This window comes from Parapedobacter composti, assembly GCF_900112315.1.
In the GTDB taxonomy this organism is placed as follows: Bacteria; Bacteroidota; Bacteroidia; order Sphingobacteriales; family Sphingobacteriaceae; genus Parapedobacter; species Parapedobacter composti.
Map to the genome: position 1 here is coordinate 40,850 of NZ_FOLL01000006.1, position 16,028 is coordinate 56,877.

Annotated in this window: 14 protein-coding genes; 10 read left to right on the plus strand and 4 right to left on the minus strand. The window is 51.0% G+C overall.

The annotated features are described in order from the left end of the window. Positions 1 to 88: 88 nt before the first annotated feature. Positions 89 to 838 carry a YoaK family protein gene (locus BM030_RS08250; protein ID WP_090973118.1) on the minus strand — a complete coding sequence of 250 codons (750 nt, stop codon included), beginning with the start codon at positions 836 to 838 and terminating at the stop codon, positions 89 to 91. 254 nt (positions 839 to 1,092) lie between these two features. On the opposite strand from BM030_RS08250, the gene BM030_RS08255 reads away from it, so the two are divergent. The 4 genes from BM030_RS08255 to BM030_RS08270 all read left to right on the plus strand — a co-directional run bounded on the left by BM030_RS08255 (position 1,093) and on the right by BM030_RS08270 (position 4,187). Continuing rightward, complete coding sequence (locus BM030_RS08255) at positions 1,093 to 1,962, plus strand: DUF4886 domain-containing protein (RefSeq protein WP_170845669.1); 870 nt, start codon at positions 1,093 to 1,095, stop codon at positions 1,960 to 1,962. A 103-nt stretch (positions 1,963 to 2,065) separates the two neighbouring features. Further along, a complete protein-coding gene (locus tag BM030_RS08260) occupies positions 2,066 to 3,112 on the plus strand; it encodes a sensor histidine kinase (protein WP_090973120.1) in 1,047 nt (348 codons plus the stop codon). 98 nt (positions 3,113 to 3,210) lie between these two features. After that, the gene (locus BM030_RS08265; RefSeq protein WP_090973121.1) at positions 3,211 to 3,402 is read left to right on the plus strand and encodes a cold-shock protein; all 192 of its coding nucleotides are present in this window, start codon (positions 3,211 to 3,213) and stop codon (positions 3,400 to 3,402) included. 59 nt (positions 3,403 to 3,461) lie between these two features. Continuing rightward, entirely contained in the window at positions 3,462 to 4,187 is a 726-nt protein-coding gene (locus BM030_RS08270) for an SDR family NAD(P)-dependent oxidoreductase (RefSeq protein ID WP_090973122.1), read from the plus strand. A 33-nt stretch (positions 4,188 to 4,220) separates the two neighbouring features. Here the strand turns inward: BM030_RS08270 and BM030_RS08275 are convergent, their stop codons facing one another. Beyond that, complete coding sequence (locus tag BM030_RS08275) at positions 4,221 to 6,665, minus strand: OstA-like protein (protein WP_090973123.1); 2,445 nt, start codon at positions 6,663 to 6,665, stop codon at positions 4,221 to 4,223. A gap of 71 nt (positions 6,666 to 6,736) precedes the next feature. Here BM030_RS08275 and tilS point away from each other — a divergent pair, with 71 nt between their 5' ends. From tilS to BM030_RS08300, 5 genes are all read left to right on the plus strand, one after another. Beyond that, the gene (tilS, locus tag BM030_RS08280) at positions 6,737 to 8,062 is read left to right on the plus strand and encodes a tRNA lysidine(34) synthetase TilS (RefSeq protein ID WP_090973124.1); all 1,326 of its coding nucleotides are present in this window, start codon (positions 6,737 to 6,739) and stop codon (positions 8,060 to 8,062) included. Positions 8,063 to 8,066: 4 nt separating this feature from the next. Further along, complete coding sequence (locus BM030_RS08285; protein ID WP_170845670.1) at positions 8,067 to 8,552, plus strand: hypothetical protein; 486 nt, start codon at positions 8,067 to 8,069, stop codon at positions 8,550 to 8,552. Positions 8,553 to 8,630: 78 nt separating this feature from the next. Further along, entirely contained in the window at positions 8,631 to 8,927 is a 297-nt protein-coding gene (locus tag BM030_RS08290) for a DUF4834 family protein (RefSeq protein WP_170845671.1), read from the plus strand. 26 nt (positions 8,928 to 8,953) lie between these two features. Beyond that, complete coding sequence (gene recF / locus BM030_RS08295) at positions 8,954 to 10,093, plus strand: DNA replication/repair protein RecF (RefSeq protein WP_090973127.1); 1,140 nt, start codon at positions 8,954 to 8,956, stop codon at positions 10,091 to 10,093. Further along, a complete protein-coding gene (locus BM030_RS08300) occupies positions 10,068 to 10,367 on the plus strand; it encodes a DciA family protein (protein WP_397235459.1) in 300 nt (99 codons plus the stop codon). Before recF ends, BM030_RS08300 begins: the two co-directional genes overlap by 26 nt. Here the strand turns inward: BM030_RS08300 and BM030_RS08305 are convergent. Together BM030_RS08305 and BM030_RS08310 are read right to left on the minus strand one after the other, a co-directional pair. Then, positions 10,362 to 11,075 carry a response regulator transcription factor gene (locus BM030_RS08305; protein WP_090973129.1) on the minus strand — a complete coding sequence of 238 codons (714 nt, stop codon included), beginning with the start codon at positions 11,073 to 11,075 and terminating at the stop codon, positions 10,362 to 10,364. The genes BM030_RS08300 and BM030_RS08305 overlap by 6 nt on opposite strands. Before the next feature lie 76 nt (positions 11,076 to 11,151). Next, positions 11,152 to 12,582, minus strand: a complete 1,431-nt coding sequence (locus tag BM030_RS08310; RefSeq protein ID WP_170845672.1) for a sensor histidine kinase — start codon at positions 12,580 to 12,582, stop codon at positions 11,152 to 11,154. A gap of 311 nt (positions 12,583 to 12,893) precedes the next feature. Between BM030_RS08310 and BM030_RS08315 the strand changes: the two genes are divergently transcribed. Beyond that, positions 12,894 to 16,007 carry a SusC/RagA family TonB-linked outer membrane protein gene (locus BM030_RS08315; RefSeq protein ID WP_090973131.1) on the plus strand — a complete coding sequence of 1,038 codons (3,114 nt, stop codon included), beginning with the start codon at positions 12,894 to 12,896 and terminating at the stop codon, positions 16,005 to 16,007. Positions 16,008 to 16,028: the final 21 nt, after the last annotated feature.

Here is a 16,028-nt window from a genome sequence, read left to right on the forward strand (position 1 = left end):
ATAATCGGTATGGCAAAAATGTTTAAAATATTCAGTAACCTTTGCATATCGATTACGCGTTGGTGGTATATCCTTGTTTTTCAGTTGATTATTTTGTTGAGGCAGTCCTTTTTAAGGGCTTAACACGCCGGCGGAGCCACCATTGCAGATTTATGCGGAATGCATCGTAAAAAAGGGTGAATGTCAATATGCCTGCAGAAATATAGAAGGTACGGAAATGCAGTTTCATGAATAAAAAGCCGCTGATGATTCCGCCGAGGATAAATGAGGTAATAATCACTATTCGCAATATGATGCGTTTTTTTAACCGGGAGACGTTGGCCGCCTTGACGGTAGCCCATTCAGCAAGATCGATTCCCAGGTCGGTGAAGATGCCGGTGAGGTGGGTTGTCCGGACGACAGAACCGGAGATAGCCGAGACCAGCGCATTCTGCACGCCCATCGCAAAAAGGAGGGCTCCGGCAAAATAACCCGCATTTTTGGCCGGTATTTTGGCCCCGGCAGCTAATAGCCCTACTGAAATAAGCAGTACGAATTCAACAATGATGGGAATAGTATAGGAATGGCGGCTGTTAGCGCCGGCCAGCCGTGTACATATTCCCGAAAAGAATGCACCGGCAAGAAACAGCAATAGCCATGCAATAATGGTGAATGAAGCAGTGATATGCCCTAACGAGAGGTGTTCGGCCAGCAACGCGGCATGGCCCGTTACATTGGTGGTAAGCACCTGGAAAGCCAACAATCCAGCAACGTTAACCATACCTGCCGTAAGGCATAACAAGGCTGCGAGCCTGAGGTTATGTTTGTAATTTCTCCTGTGTCCTGTGTGCCGAAACATTTTTTACAGATATTACCGGTATGCCGGTTAAACAAGCGGTAAAAATACGAAAAGAAAAGGGGCTGTTAAACTAAATGTTTTTGATTTTGGCATGACTTTTGACTAAAAAAAATCAGGTTTAGGTTGATAAGAAAAGTCCGGTAATCCCAAAACGCCGGGCTTTTCGCTTTTTAGCGCCGGACAATTCGTTGGCTGATTGGCGGCTGTTTGACGGGCCAATTTTGGCAACACCGTTTTTTTTCCTATCATTGGGCATGCTAAAGATTCATCGATTGCTGTGGATAGCGCTTGTCATGGCGGCGCTCAGCCTCCACGCACAACCGGCAAGCCAACCCGACACGTTACGGGTGTTGGCCATAGGCAACAGTTTTTCGCAGGACGCCGTGGAGCAATATTTACATGAGCTGGCGGCGGCTGATGGTAAAATCCTGATTATCGGAAACATGTATATCGGCGGCGCTCCGTTGGCGCTGCACCTGAGAAACGTTAGGGGCGACAAGGCGGTATACAGCTACCGGAAAATTGACGCGGACGGCCAAAAAAGCACGGCCGAGAAAACCAGTATACGCACGGCTTTGCTGGACGAACGCTGGGATTACGTGTCTTTGCAGCAGGCCAGCACGTACTCGGGTAAGTTTGAGACGTATGCGGAGCCCATCCCGGAACTGCACCGGTATATTGACAGCGTGACCGCCGGAAGCGTGAAGTATATCTGGCACCAGACCTGGGCATACGAGGCGACCTCTACGCATAAAGGCTTTGCCAATTATGACAATGACCAACAAACCATGTACCGGGCCATCATGGAGGCATCCGCAAAGGTGAAGACGCTGGCTCCGTTTGATCTGCTGATTCCCTGCGGCACCGCGATACAGAATGCACGCACGAGCTTTTTGGGCGATCGTTTGACCCGCGACGGATACCACCTTGACCTGCATGCCGGACGGTTTATCGCCGCCTGTACGTGGTTCGAGTCGCTCTACGGCCGGTCCGCACCAACAGCGAAGTACCGCCCTGAGGGGGTAAACGCTGCCGCAGCGGAAGTGGCCCGGCAAGCGGCGCATGCCGCCGTAAGGCAGCCGTTTTCTGTAACGGAAATTAGCGTGGAAGCACCGGGGAGGTGATCGTGCAACTTTTGAAATTTTTCTGAACATCCTTTCGGTTTTGTTGTTGTAACCTACAACCATTGGTTTCATACAGCCGTTGGTTCCAGATACAAAACAGGAGATGACAGACATTTATTTAGGGTTAATCGAATCTTCGCCTTTACCTATGTGTTTTCTGACCGGCCGGGAGCTGCGCATCGAGATGGCTAATCCGTCTATGCTGGCAGCCTGGGGCAGGGATGAATCGGTTATCGGGAAGCCGCTTGAAGAGGCCATCCCGGAGATCATCGAGCAGCCCTTTCCGGTGATGCTGCGCGAAGTGCTCGACACGGGTATCCCGATGCGGGGCAACGCCGCGAAGGCCTACCATTATATAAAGGGCAAGCTGACCACTTTTTACTACGACTTTTCGTTTAGGGCGGTTACGGCAAGCGAAGGAATCCAGGGTGTAGCGGTAATTGCATATGATGTGACCGATCAGGTAAGGGAAAAGAAGGCCCGCGACCGGTTCATTTCTGTGGTAAGCCACCAGTTCAACACCCCGCTGACATCGGTAATGGCCTATGGGCAGGTGATTGAAAAGGAGCTCAGGGAAGGTAACTATGCCAAGTGCCAGGAACTGGTAGCGAAGATGAACGCGAACACCCGCAAGCTTTCAAAATTGGTGGAGGAGTTACTGGACGTCGCTTCTTTTGAGCCGCCCCGCCCGGTGAGCCAGCATAGCTTTACCTGTGCCGACGTGGTGGATGAAGTGCTTACTGAAATGAACCTGGGCCAGGCAGTGCAGGTAGCCGTGCCCGAGCAGATCAGGGCGTGTGCCAGCGTTTCGACCACCAAGAAAATCCTGAAGTACCTGATAGAAAATGCCGTGCGGTTTTCGCCGGTGGAACAGTCGGTATCCCTCTCAGCCACGACGTTGAACGAACAGGTGGTAAAATTCATGGTTTCCGACAGGGGGGTAGGTATCAGCAAAGATGAGCAGACCCGAATTTTCGCGAAATACTATAAATCTACGAGAAACGCGCTTCCCTGGCAGAACGGGTTGGGTGTAGGCCTGTTCAAAGCATCAAAACTGGTGCAGGCCGAAGGCGGGCAACTGTGGGTGGAGAGCAACGGGCTGAACCAGGGGGCAGCGTTTTGTTTCACGCTGCGGAACGGTATAACATGACCGGCCGCGCTAGGATTAAAAATAAAAAAACTTGGTTTTCAAATATTTATTGTTATCTTTATACCAATTAATTAATTTTTTTATTTTATTCCATTACCATGCAGGAAGGCGTAGTAAAATTCTTCAATGAAACCAAAGGTTTCGGCTTCATCACCCCCAACGACGGCGGACGTGAGATTTTTGTCCACACATCGGGGTTGAAAGACCGTATCCGTGAGAATGACGATGTTTCATTTGAAGTACAGCAGGGCCAAAAAGGCCTAAACGCAGTAAATGTAAAACGGATCTAATTCATTTTTCAGCTATTGTAACGACCACCCACCTTCCGGTAGGTGGTTTTTTTATGCATATGGACCAACAAAGGATTATCATTATCGGGGCAACTTCGGGCATTGGCCGTGCGCTGGCCGAAATATATGTGCGCAACGGCTGGACGGTGGGGGTTACGGGCCGCCGGAAGGAATTGCTGGACACGCTGGTTGCCGCCCATCCGGGGAGGGTGGTGGCAGCGGCGTTTGACGTTACGGAAGAAGCGGACTGCACGGACCGCCTGGAAGCACTGATTGCCGCCCTGGGCGGTGTTGACGTTATTGTCATCAGTGCGGGCGGAGGGGCCATGAACCCACCGCTTGACTATGAACTTGAACGCGCGACGGTGGAACTGAATGTGCGTGCGTTTACACGTTTGGCGGTGTGGGCCTATCATGAACTATCGCGGCGCGGCGGCGGGCAGCTGGCGGCAATAACCTCTGTGGCGGGCACGCGCGGGAGCCGGCAGGCGCCGGCATACAGCGCCACCAAAGCCTTTCAGATAGCTTATCTGGAGGGATTGCAGCAAAAGGCGCGGAACGCCGGCGGGCAGGTGCGGGTGACGGATATCAGGCCCGGCTTCGTTAAGACAAAGCTGGTAGCGGGTATGCCGAACCGGTTTTGGGAGGCCGATGTGGAACGTGCGGCCCGGCAGATTCATCAGGGGCTGGCCGGCCGCAAGCGTGTTATCTACGTGACCAAGCGGTGGCGCTTGGTGGCATGGATTTACCGCATAGCGCCCCGGTGGCTGCTTGAACGGTTGTAACCTGGTATCTCTGGTATCAGGCAGCTGACGTTCTTACAGCGGCGCGCGCTGCGGTGCTGCGTTCCGCCGGTTTGGCGGTAAGGCCGCATCGTTGCGCGTATCCGGCCGATCGGTACCGTCAGGTATATCTGGCGCATTCTCCGAAGGCGACAGTTCGGTAGGCGGCGGATCCTCCCCGGTTAACGGGCGGCCACCCGTGGTGTCTGTGCGGGCGGTATCGGCCGGTATGGCTATGCCGGCATCGGCAGGAGGGCGCTGCCGCGCAAGGAGGTCTTCCTTGGAAGTGGGGCGGTCGCCGGGCTTCCACACAAAGCCGTCCAGTATTTCGGCCTCCTGCGGAATCAAATGAATGGGGTATAACTTGCTGTCCAATCGGCGGATAGGGATGAAATGGGTAATGGCATTGCTATCCAGCAGGATCTTGAAGCGGCTGGCACGGCTATGGTACATGTCAGTGAAGATTCCCCGCTTGTCATTCACCAGGTAATACAAGCTTTCGGCATTACCATCGACAAACATCCGCTCCAGTTCATTGTTTTTAAAGAAGCCGGTGATCTGGCGGCCCTTGACCTGATTGTATTTGCTGGAATCTAATTGCGTATTTACGATAAAGGCATTACCCACGAACAGCATGTTGTCCAGCTGTTCATTGCGTATTTGCATATAAATCGTGTCGGCCGTCATCTGCGACCCCTGCGCCCATATCATGGGTCGGCCGAAGAAGCGCATCATCGAATCCGGATATCCGTAGTATACAGAATCGGCTACCGCCTGGAGATCGGATTTAAAAAGCCGGACATTGTAATAGGCCTTGACGATACGGGTACGTGCCGTGTCATTGGCCAACGAATCTTTAGGGATCGTATCCTTGACCGCAGGGCGCAAAAGCGCCGCGGCGGCCTCGGCCATGAGGCTGTCTGCCTCTCCGCCGGATGGGATAACGACCTGCGACCGCAGCAGGCTATCGGCCACCAGGTTCTTTGCGAGGGCATCATGGCCGAGCTGCGTAGCCAACGGTACAGCCTCTACCCGCTGGATGTGGGTGTTCAGGACGGCAGCGTCCGTTTTGGCGGCCAGATCTGCCGCCACCGAGTCTTTATAGGCAATCGCCAAGCTATCGGACGGTGCGCGCAGCGTATCGGGCGGCGACGGCGTACCGTCAGGCACAGGCGATGCGGTATCGGGCTGCACCGCCAAGGAATCCGCGGCAGGAGGCTGCTGCAGCGCGTCTAAGCCGATGGCTGCCGCGGCGGTGTCTGTTAAACCGGCGTCGTCCGGATCCAGGGGATCCTCGCCGTAATCCTGATCTTCATAGTCCATGATTTCGCCCCCTTCGCGGTCGAGGTCGAACACCTTGGGCACGTAATCTTTCAGCCGGATGAGCTGGGAGAACAGCGTATCGGCCGTCATGTAGATAGTATCGACAGCCGGGCGGCTGGCCGGCGGCATGCCGAGGCTGTCGGCGGATCGCGCCAGCGTATCGGTATCCGGCAGGGTAAGTGAAGGGGCGCCGACGCTATCTATCGGTGTTGCGACGCTATCTATCGGTGTTGCGATGCTACCTACGGCCGAGGTATCGGAAGCCGTCGTGTCGTTGCGTGTGACGGTGACTACAAGCGGCCGTTCGGTCATGGTGATGGATTCGTTGTCACTACGATATAACCCCATGCCGCCGTAAGCAAAAAATTGGTCGGCCGTATCAATGAATACCACGTTGTTGACCGCCCTGCCGACGCCCACCTGTCCGTCGTAATACAGGCTGTCGCCCCGCAGAAAGCGGCTTCCCTCGGTGTAGAGGTTGTTGTGATCAAACCAGGCCTGCTTTGTTTCGGTATTGTATTCGCCACGTTCGGTATACAGGTTTTCACCGCCATGACCCTTGATGTTGGTGGGACCGTAGAAATAGGTCATTTTGGTTGCCGAATTATAGCGCATGGTGTCTGTAAAGATGTTTACATCCGGTGTGCGGACAACCACGTTATGACGGAAATAAGCGTCTTTTGTATTATCAAAATAATAGGCGTTGCGACTGGTAATGGTATCGGTAGTGTTGACGATGCGGCCGCCCCCCGTATAGGTGCCCACGTGGGTGTTCATGTTGTAAGTAAGGTAGTTGGTGGTGAGCACGGCATTGCCGTCTACCATGCGCACGTTGTTGGTGAGTGTGGCCAGCCGGGTATCTACCGTATAGTGGAGCTTATCGGCATAGATAACCGTGCCGTTGGGCTGGGTGATGATGACCTTGCCGAACGCTTCGAAAAACTGCCGTGCCTCGTTGTCTTTATAGAGGTACCCGCTGTCTGCCGATAAGGTGGAGCCGTTGTGTTCATACACGGGCCGGTAATGGATTGTCAGGTTTTTCGAGGGGTTGACGCGGCTGTATGAGGAAGAGATGAGCCGTAGCACGTTGCCCTGCTGTGCGTGCAGGGACAAAGCGGCCATCATGGCCAGCGAGACGAGCAACAGGCATTTCTTCACGGGGCAAACTTAGGTAAAATGCATTGCATTCACGAACACCAAAAACATTGTTTTTTTATACCTTTGGGCGTATGGGCCTACAGGAACGTTTTATCCAATACGTGCATGAACAAGCACTGTGCCAACCGCATGAACGTATCCTCGTTGCGGTGAGCGGCGGCAAAGATTCGGTGCTGCTGGCTCACCTTTTTGCGGAGGCGGGCTACGCGATAGGCCTTGCGCATTGCAACTTCCGGTTGCGGGGCGAAGCGGCTGACGCCGACGAGCTGCTCGTAGCTGAATTGGCCGAACGCTTGGGTGTGCCGTTTCATGTGACGGCCTTTGATACCGAAGGCCATGCCCGGGAGCACGGTATTTCCATCCAGATGGCGGCCCGGGAATTGCGGTATGCATGGTTTGAGCAGGTGCGGGCCGCCCAGGGATACGACCATATCGCCGTGGCGCACCATCAGAGCGACCATGCGGAGACGCTGTTGCTTAACCTGGTGCGGGGAACGGGGATATGGGGGCTACGGGGTATACAGCCCCGGCGCGACCATATCATCCGGCCGCTGCTCTTCCTGCGCGCGGAGGAAATACAAGCCCATGTGCATCGCCTTGGCGTGATTTACCGCGACGATGCCTCTAATTTTTCCACCAAGTATGCCCGCAACAAGATCCGGCTGGAAGTCATTCCCAGGCTCCGAGAACTGAACCCCGAGCTGGAGCGCACGATGGCCGCCAACATGGCACGTTTTGCGGACGCCTGCACGGTATTGCATGGCTATGTTGAGGGGTTGCGGAGCAGCCTCTTTGAGGTCCGCCATAACGAGTGGCATATTTCCATTGCCGGCCTGATGGCGTTGCATCCGCTTCCGTTTCTGCTGTATGAGCTGTTCCGCCCTTATGGGTTTACGGAAGCCGTGATGGCCGATGTGGCCCGCACGCTGCCGGGCACGCCGGGAAAGTGGTTCGCTTCCCCGGCATACGAGCTGCACATCGACCGGGGGAAGCTGGTGCTCCGTCGCACGGCGGTGCCTGCTCCCGGAGCCGCGATTATCACTGAGCCGGGGAAAGAAGTATATTGGGGCGGACACCGGTTTGCGGTGAACGTGACGACGGATACGGCTATCCGGCGTGAACCCCATGCGGTGCAGCTGGACGCCGACAAGGTTGTTTTTCCCATATGCATACGCACATGGCAGGAAGGGGATGCGTTTTACCCGCTGGGGATGGGGGGGCGCAAGAAACTGAGTGACCTTTTGGTGTCGTTGAAGATACCGGCATACCGTAAAGCTGCGGTACCCATTGTGGTGAACGGCAACGATGACATCCTGTGGGTAGCCCCCTACCGGATGGACGAACGTTATAAAATTACAGGCAAAACAAAAAAAGTGGTTACTTTAGCATATTTTTGAGCCGATGGAGCAAAAACCGATTTTTATAGAAAACCAATACATGGGGCGCGACCGCAGCTGGGTGAGCGTGCGGCTGGTGCTGGCGCTGTTTTGCTTCATCGCCTACTACATCAACATCGACCGGGAAAGCGAAAGTCAATTGTTTCTGCTGGTGGGATGTGCCATCCTGTTTGTTTCCATTGTGATGATGTACATGCTGCAATACCGCATTACCGTTGAAGAAGGCAGCGTGAAACTAAGCGGGCTGTGGACAACCCGCTTAGTGAAGATTGACCTGAACAGTATTGTGAAGGTGGAGGCGAAACCTTACAGCAGATTTTTTATCAATAACCCTGTATATAACCTCCATACAAAGGGACGGATACGGTTTTATGCAGGCGGAAGGGATGCCGTATGGCTGACCGACCGTGACGGACTGGTTTACGTGATTGGCACACAGCGGCCGGTAGAACTCAAGCAAGCCGTCAAGAAAGCCAAAGGCGAAGCGTAATTTGTCAGCCATTCGTTAAAGTTGGTTAAAATGCCCTTGAGAAAAGGGTGCTTAACCTTTTTTTTGTATGTTTGTGATATGACTGCATTATTGAAGTTTTTATTGATAGCGATAGCCATCCTGTGGTTGATACGCGTGCTGGCACGGCTGCTTTTCCCCTGGGTGATGCGCGAGCTGACACAGCGGATGATGAAGGATGCCCAGCGTCAGTACCAGCGCCATAGCGGAACACAACAGCAACGGGGAGGCCGGCAGCCTAAGCCTGACGGCGAAATACGGATAGACTACGTACCGCCACAGGCCAAATCTAAGCGGGGCGCCAAACGTGCCGGGGAATTCGTGGAGTTTGAAGAAATCAAGTCGTCAGCAGAATAGCCGGCAAAAACCTTACCTTTGTAGGTATGTGGCTGAAACAACTGTCCATACTGAATTTCAAGAATTATACCGAAGCCACGCTCCACTTCGCTCCCGAAGCGAACGCCTTTACGGGCAGCAACGGTGCAGGCAAGACCAACCTGCTTGACGCCATCCATTACCTATCGCTCTGCAAAAGTTATTTTAACCCGATAGATTCCCAGCAGATTAAGCAGGGTGAAGACTGGTTTATGGTGCAGGGCGAATTTGACCAGGAAGGGAGGACGGACGTGGTTGCCTGCAGCCTCAAACGCAACCAGAAAAAGCAATTCAGAAGAAACAAGAAGGAATATACACGCTTAGCCGATCACATCGGCCGATTTCCGCTGGTAATGATTTCGCCGAACGATTCGGCCATCGTGACGGACGGCAGTGAGGAACGGCGGCGCTTTGTGGACAACGTGATTTCCCAGACCGACCTGCGATACCTCGATGCATTAATCGCTTATAACCGTTGCCTGGTGCAGCGCAATAGCCTGTTGAAGCAAGCCGCGAAAAGCGGGGTGCTGGATAAGGGGCTGCTGGAGGTGCTGAACATGCAGCTGGTGGACACGGGCATCCCGATATTTGAGAAGCGACAGGCGTTTATGGCTGAGTTTATCCCTGAATTTGACCGGCATTACCGGTTTCTCACGGAAACGGCCGAGCAGGTATCGCTTGTCTATGAATCGCCGTTAATGGAGGCCGCTTTTGCCGATCTGCTGGAGCAGAGCCTGGAGCGCGACCGCCTGCTGGAGCGTACCACCGTGGGTATCCATAAAGACGACCTGCTGTTTTCCATACACGGCAATATGCCGCTGAAGAAGTTCGGTTCGCAGGGGCAGCAGAAATCGTTCCTTATCGCGCTGAAGCTGGCACAGTACAGCTTCCTGCACCGGCAGAAGGGCTTTAAACCGCTGCTGCTGCTCGACGATATTTTTGACAAGCTGGATGAACAGCGTACGCGCAAACTGATGCAGATGGTGTCTGCAGATGACTTCGGCCAGATATTCCTCACTGATACCGATGCGGTGCGTATAAGCCGTATATTTGATGAAATAGACCGGAAGATACGGGTGTTCGACATCAGCCGTGGCATGGTTAACCAACCTTTAAAACTGTATGACGATGAGCCGCAGGGGCAATGACATGACCATCAAGGAAGCTATCGAGAAAATGCTCGACGTATATAAGCTGCGCCGTAAATTCGATGAAACATCACTGCTGTCTGCCTGGCCTGAGCTGATGGGGAGTGCCATTGCCAACCGCACCAAGCAGATTTACATCCGTGACCGCAAACTGTTTGTCAAAGTAGAATCGTCGGTCATCAAGAATGAACTCCTGTTGATGCGCTCCCAAATCATCGGCCGCATGAACGAGCACGTGGGACAGGTGGTTATTGAAGACCTTGTGGTGCTATGACGGCACGGACAGGATGAACCCCACGCCATAGATGTTTTCGATTTTTACTTCCGAAGCAGAATGCCGCAGCAGCTTGCGGAGGCGGGAAATGAACACATCAAGGCTGCGCCCCATGAAATAATCATTTTCGCCCCAGAATCGGATGAGCAGATCTTCGCGCTTAACGATGGAATTACGGTGGGCGTACAAGTATTCCAGCAGCTCCGCTTCGCGCAGTGTTAATGTGGTTTTGGTTTGATCGTCTATGGTGATGCGGAGCGATTCTTTGTTCAGCGTGATGCTGCCTATGCGGATAATATGGTTTGCCGCGGCCTCGGGATGTGCCGTTGCGAGCTGCTCCGCCCGACGGGTGATATTGCGGATGCGCAGCACGAGCTCATCGATATCATAAGGCTTGGTAATGTAATCTACGGCGCCCATATCCAAGCCCATCAGCCGGTCTTTTTTCTCTTTCCTGGCGGTTAAGAACAGAAAATAAGCGTTTTTGTCTTGGCCGATAATCTGGCGGGCAAGGTCAAAACCGTTGATGTCTGGCAACTGGACGTCAATGATGATTAAACGATAGGAATTGGTGTATTTGACGTATTCTTGGTATGCCTTTTCCCCTTGCGTACACCATTCCACATCGAACCCCTTGGCTTCAATGTACTGTTTGGTTACATTTCCCAAGTCTATTTCGTCTTCTACGTAGAGTAGTTTTGTTTTCATAGAACCCGTTATCCTGTTGAAGAAAAAACGCCATTAATATACGTTTTTTTAATTGAAGATTGTGTTGTTTTACCGGTTATTCTTTTAGCTGCATGGTGATAACAAATTTGCTGCCGACGTCAATTTCGCTGGTTACTGAAATCTGCCATCCATGGCTTTTGATGCATTGATACGTATAGTATAAGCCCAATCCCAGCCCTGTAACGCTTTGGTCGCCCACCTTTGACGCACGGTAGAATTTTTCAAATACGTGTCTTGCTTCTTCGTCTGCAATTCCTTTCCCATTATCCGCTACGGTGAGGTGGACGATTGGTCCTGTTGAATCGATGGATACTGAAATGGATTTTTGGGTGTTTCGATTATGTTTCACCGCATTGTCAAACAGGTTATACATCATCGTCGTAAAAAAGAATTTGTTTAGTTCTACCGTAACCGGTCGGGGTAAAGACCTAAACGTAATGTTAACGTGTTGTTCTGAAACCTTTATGCCGTAGTCCATGATAATTTCCTGAAGCAACTGGCCGAGGTCAAAAGGCTCTTTTTGCAGCGACGAGTTGTCCATCGTTGTGATGTCGAGTACCTGATCAAATAATTTCTGTAGACGAAGCGACTGACGTTCAATGATTTTTGTGAGTGGCTGGATGTTGGAGGGATTGCGCTGTATCTCTTCGTTTTGCAGGTTTTTGTTTGCTACGATAATGGTAGAAAGCGGGGTGTTGAACTCATGGGTGATGCTATTTACGAAATCTGATTTCATTTCGGCAAGTTTTTTTTGCCGTAGCCAATTACGAAATGTGATATAGTAAACGGACACTGTACAGGCAATGGCAAATAATGCGAGTAGGAAAGTAGGCAGCATCAACTTGATGACATGCCACGTCCGGTTATTTTGGTCAGCGTGCAACGAAAACGTAATCCAATAATTATAGTCGTCAGGCGAACTGACGGTTAAGCTTGTCACGCGGTTTTGCGGGAGGGGAGTTTTCAATGAACCGCCCACCACCAGACCATTGGCAGTATTTAAGCTGTCCGGAATCGGTGGATAGTGGAAGCCTTGATTATAGATTTTTACAACACTGAAGTTTTTGAACACTAGTTGTACGGCATTGATGGTCAGTAAGTAATTTAAATCCTGATCCAAACGCGACGCTGTTTTAAAAGCCGCGAATAAACTATCCATAGGGTTCGCCTCTCTCAGTTCGACGAACATGCTATCTAAGACGGCATTTTTGGTACGTTCGAAGGCCAGGGTGTCTTTCAGGTACATCGACTCCAATGCATGGATATTGCCCATTAGATACCGATTAATGATAGTTATACCGCCAGGGAACACCTTGTCGTTGCGTACAAGTCCGGTATACCATTCGTTGATAATGGCTTTTTCGGCAAGCTGGAATTGCGCATTTTTAAGCTTGAACGTATTGTAGGTGAGGTAAAACAACACGCCAATGAGCAGGATGAACCCGAACAGCGAGACACCTTTATGTATCCGTAACGAATATTCCATAATCATTGGCTCATAACCTCTATTCGAGGGGGAATGATAACTGTTTCAGCGAATCTATGGATATTCGGGGAGCTTCTTAAAGCATTAACGCTTTGTTTGCTTTTTGTTAACATTTTATCATGCAGAAGCTGTAACGTCATGCCTGTACTTTTCATATCTAAAGTCTATTTGAAACGAAAAATAGTGCTTTTGGATTTTGTTAACAAATCATTAGGTTTTGATTAACAACGATGCCTGCTTGTTTGGGTTACTTTTACGACCGTGAATTAACCGATTCTTTTGAGTCATTGCGTAACCTAACGTAATACATTATGAAAAAAAAGATACAATATTGTTGCAGAAACGGTTTAGCTATTCTGTTGTCTCTGTGTGTTCAGTTGGCTATCGGTCAGCAGACAGCGCAGCAAGGAGAAATCGCTATTAGCGGAACCGTTAAAGACAACCTGGGAACCCCTTTACAAGGGGTAAGCATTACTAACCTGCGCACGGAAACGGTAACAAGTACCGATGAGCGAGGGCAGTTTTCGCTTACGGCGGCTAAAGGCGACTCGTTAGTGGCCCGTTATGTTGGCTATGAAGATTATCATTTTGGGGTGACCGATCGCTTAGTATTTGACATTGTGTTGGAATCGTCTAATGTGGGTATCGATGAAGTGGTAGTAGTGGGTTTTGGCCAACAGCGTAAAATCAGCCTTGTAGGTGCGCAGTCTACTGTAAAAGTGGATGAGTTGAAACAACCGGTCACTAACCTCAGCGCGGCGCTTGCTGGCCGAATTGCGGGATTGGTAGGGGTACAGCGTACCGGATTGCCGGGCCAGAATGATGCCGATTTATGGATTCGTGGTATTTCGACGTTTAATGCGTCTAATCCGGCTGGACCGCTTATCGTTGTGGATGGGGTAATGGGACGAGATATCAATGCGTTTGATCCGGAAGACATTGAGTCCTTCAGTATACTAAAAGATGCCGCTGCTACGGCAGTATATGGCGTAGATGGTGCGAATGGAGTCATTCTGATTACTACCAAAGGAGGCCGTATAGGAAAACCGCAGTTAAGTGTCAACTATAACCAAGGAGTGTCTGCATTTACCAAAACACCACAGTTGACCGATGGTATCACCTACATGAGGCTACGAAATGAAGCCATGATGGCCACCGGGCTTGCACCTTATTATTCGGAAGAATATATTCAGAATACGGCCAGTGGTATAGACCCGTTATTGTATCCGAACGTCAATTGGATGGAGGAGCTGTTTAATGATGTGTCGAATTTCAGGAGGGCCAATGTAAGCGTAAGAGGCGGATCCGAACGAGCACGCTACTACGTTTCGTTGGCATATGTGGATGACCAAAGTTTGTTGAAAACGGACGGACTGCAGCGCTACAACTCCGATACGCGGTTCAGACGATATAATTTTACTTCAAACGTGAATATGGACTTGACAGCGACCACCAAATTTGACGTAGGTGTGCAAGGCTATATCACGAATACCAATTATCCTGGAGAAACGCCGGGGAATGCCTTCGGGCAGATGATGCAGATCAACCCGGTTTTGTATCCGGTGATGTATCCAGGGGGCTTTGTGCCAGGAATCAGCCCTAATGGGGATCAGCGTAACCCGTATGCTGATATTACACAGCGGGGATTCCAAAATATATTTGGCAATCAGGTATATTCCAATGCCCGAGTAACACAAGACTTGGGTTTTTGGGTGCCGGGCCTTTCTGTTCAGGGATTATTTGCCTTTGATATCAATAATACGCAAACTATCAATCGAGCCCGGCGCCGTAGTACTTGGTTTGTTGATCTGAATAATCCGTATAACGAGGACGGTACATTGAACCTGCTACAAACCTATCAGGGTACGGATAACCTCGGATATAGCCGGTCGAACGGCGGGCGCCGGAGTTTTTATGTGCAGGGATCAGTTAATTACAACAGAACGTTCGGAACGGAGCACTATGTTACCGCTGCACTGGTGTATAACCAGGAGAGCGAAGTGGATGCATTTGCGGGTAATCTGACCTCATCTATCCCTTACCGGATGCTTGGTCTGGCCGGACGGCTGAACTATACCTATGCTAACAGGTACATGGCGGAGGTGAACTTCGGTTATAATGGCTCAGAGAACTTTGCGCCGGAAGCCCGGTTTGGATTTTTCCCTTCATTCGGCGTTGGCTGGGTCGTTTCCAGCGAGCCGTTTTTTGAGGGGATGCGTGATGCTGTGCAGAACCTCAAAATACGTTATTCAAATGGCTTGGTTGGAGCATCCGGCGGTGGAAGAAGGTTTGGTTACTTGACAATCATCAATGAGTATGGTAACAACGATGGAGAGCGTTTTACATTTGGCAATGGCACCAACAATCGCAGATACAATGGCTTGGCTGTGGGCGACTATGGTGTGGACGTGACCTGGGCCGAGGCCCATAAACAGAATCTTGGTCTGGAAGTTACCACATTGAATTCGAAGCTAAGCTTGATGGTGGATTTCTTTAAGGAGCGGAGAGAAGGAGTATTCCTTCAGCGTGAGGGCCTGGCAGGTTTCGTTGGGCTGTTGAATAATCCTTGGGGTAACCTTGGAGTCATCGAGAACAAGGGGGTGGACATGACCCTGGAAAGTGCTCCGATAAATATAGGAGCAACCGCGTTGACGCTCCGTGGCACACTAACGTATAATCGTGATGAAGTCATTGAAAACGACCAACCAGCCCAGCCTTTCAGGTATCTGGAAAGCAGGGGATTCAACTACCTGTCGCGATTCGGTTACATAGCCGAAGGGTTGTTCCAAAGCGAAGCTGAAATCGCTAACAGTGCGGATCAGTCGTCATTGGGCACGGTAAGGGTTGGAGATATTAAGTATAAAGATCTCAATGGCGATGGTGTGATCGATGCCTTTGACCGTACACGGATTGGTAATGGAGACGTACCCCGGTATGTGTATGGTTTCGGTTTTAATTTAGCTTGGAAGCGCTTTAATTTCGGAGCTTTTTTCCAAGGTGTGGCCGAAGCTGACCGCTTGCTAAGTGGTGATGGTATTATCCCATTCAATAATTCTACCGGGGCGGATCGTAGCAATCTTTTTGCCATTGCTGAGGACCGCTGGACACCGGAAAACCCTAACCCCAATGCTTTCTATCCACGACTGGCTTATGGGAACTCTGCCAACCGGAACAATGCGGTGGCCAGCACTTGGTGGGTAAAGGACATTAGCTTTTTGCGGCTGAAGAATCTGGATATTGGCTATTATTTTCCTGATAACTGGTTTTCAAAAGTCGGGGTAAGCAACAGTCGCTTGTATTTGCAGGGTATAAACCTGTTTTACTGGAGTAAGTTTGACCTTTGGGATCCGGAATTGAACACATCAAACGGGACAGCCTATCCGAATACACGCACCATCACGTTGGGCATTCAGGCCAGTTTTTAATAAATAAAAGATTACTAATCA

Bases quoted from the DNA above. Each gene is read 5' to 3' on its own strand.
- BM030_RS08250 (WP_090973118.1), bottom strand. From the start codon at position 838: ATGTTTCGGCACACAGGACACAGGAGAAATTACAAACATAACCTCAGG.
- BM030_RS08255 (WP_170845669.1), top strand. From the start codon at position 1,093: ATGCTAAAGATTCATCGATTGCTGTGGATAGCGCTTGTCATGGCGGCG.
- BM030_RS08315 (WP_090973131.1), top strand. From the start codon at position 12,894: ATGAAAAAAAAGATACAATATTGTTGCAGAAACGGTTTAGCTATTCTG.
- BM030_RS08305 (WP_090973129.1), bottom strand. From the start codon at position 11,075: ATGAAAACAAAACTACTCTACGTAGAAGACGAAATAGACTTGGGAAAT.
- BM030_RS08265 (WP_090973121.1), top strand. From the start codon at position 3,211: ATGCAGGAAGGCGTAGTAAAATTCTTCAATGAAACCAAAGGTTTCGGC.
- BM030_RS08260 (WP_090973120.1), top strand. From the start codon at position 2,066: ATGACAGACATTTATTTAGGGTTAATCGAATCTTCGCCTTTACCTATG.
- BM030_RS08310 (WP_170845672.1), bottom strand. From the start codon at position 12,582: ATGGAATATTCGTTACGGATACATAAAGGTGTCTCGCTGTTCGGGTTC.
- BM030_RS08270 (WP_090973122.1), top strand. From the start codon at position 3,462: ATGGACCAACAAAGGATTATCATTATCGGGGCAACTTCGGGCATTGGC.
- BM030_RS08290 (WP_170845671.1), top strand. From the start codon at position 8,631: ATGACTGCATTATTGAAGTTTTTATTGATAGCGATAGCCATCCTGTGG.
- BM030_RS08285 (WP_170845670.1), top strand. From the start codon at position 8,067: ATGGAGCAAAAACCGATTTTTATAGAAAACCAATACATGGGGCGCGAC.
- BM030_RS08300 (WP_397235459.1), top strand. From the start codon at position 10,068: ATGACGATGAGCCGCAGGGGCAATGACATGACCATCAAGGAAGCTATC.
- tilS (WP_090973124.1), top strand. From the start codon at position 6,737: ATGGGCCTACAGGAACGTTTTATCCAATACGTGCATGAACAAGCACTG.
- recF (WP_090973127.1), top strand. From the start codon at position 8,954: ATGTGGCTGAAACAACTGTCCATACTGAATTTCAAGAATTATACCGAA.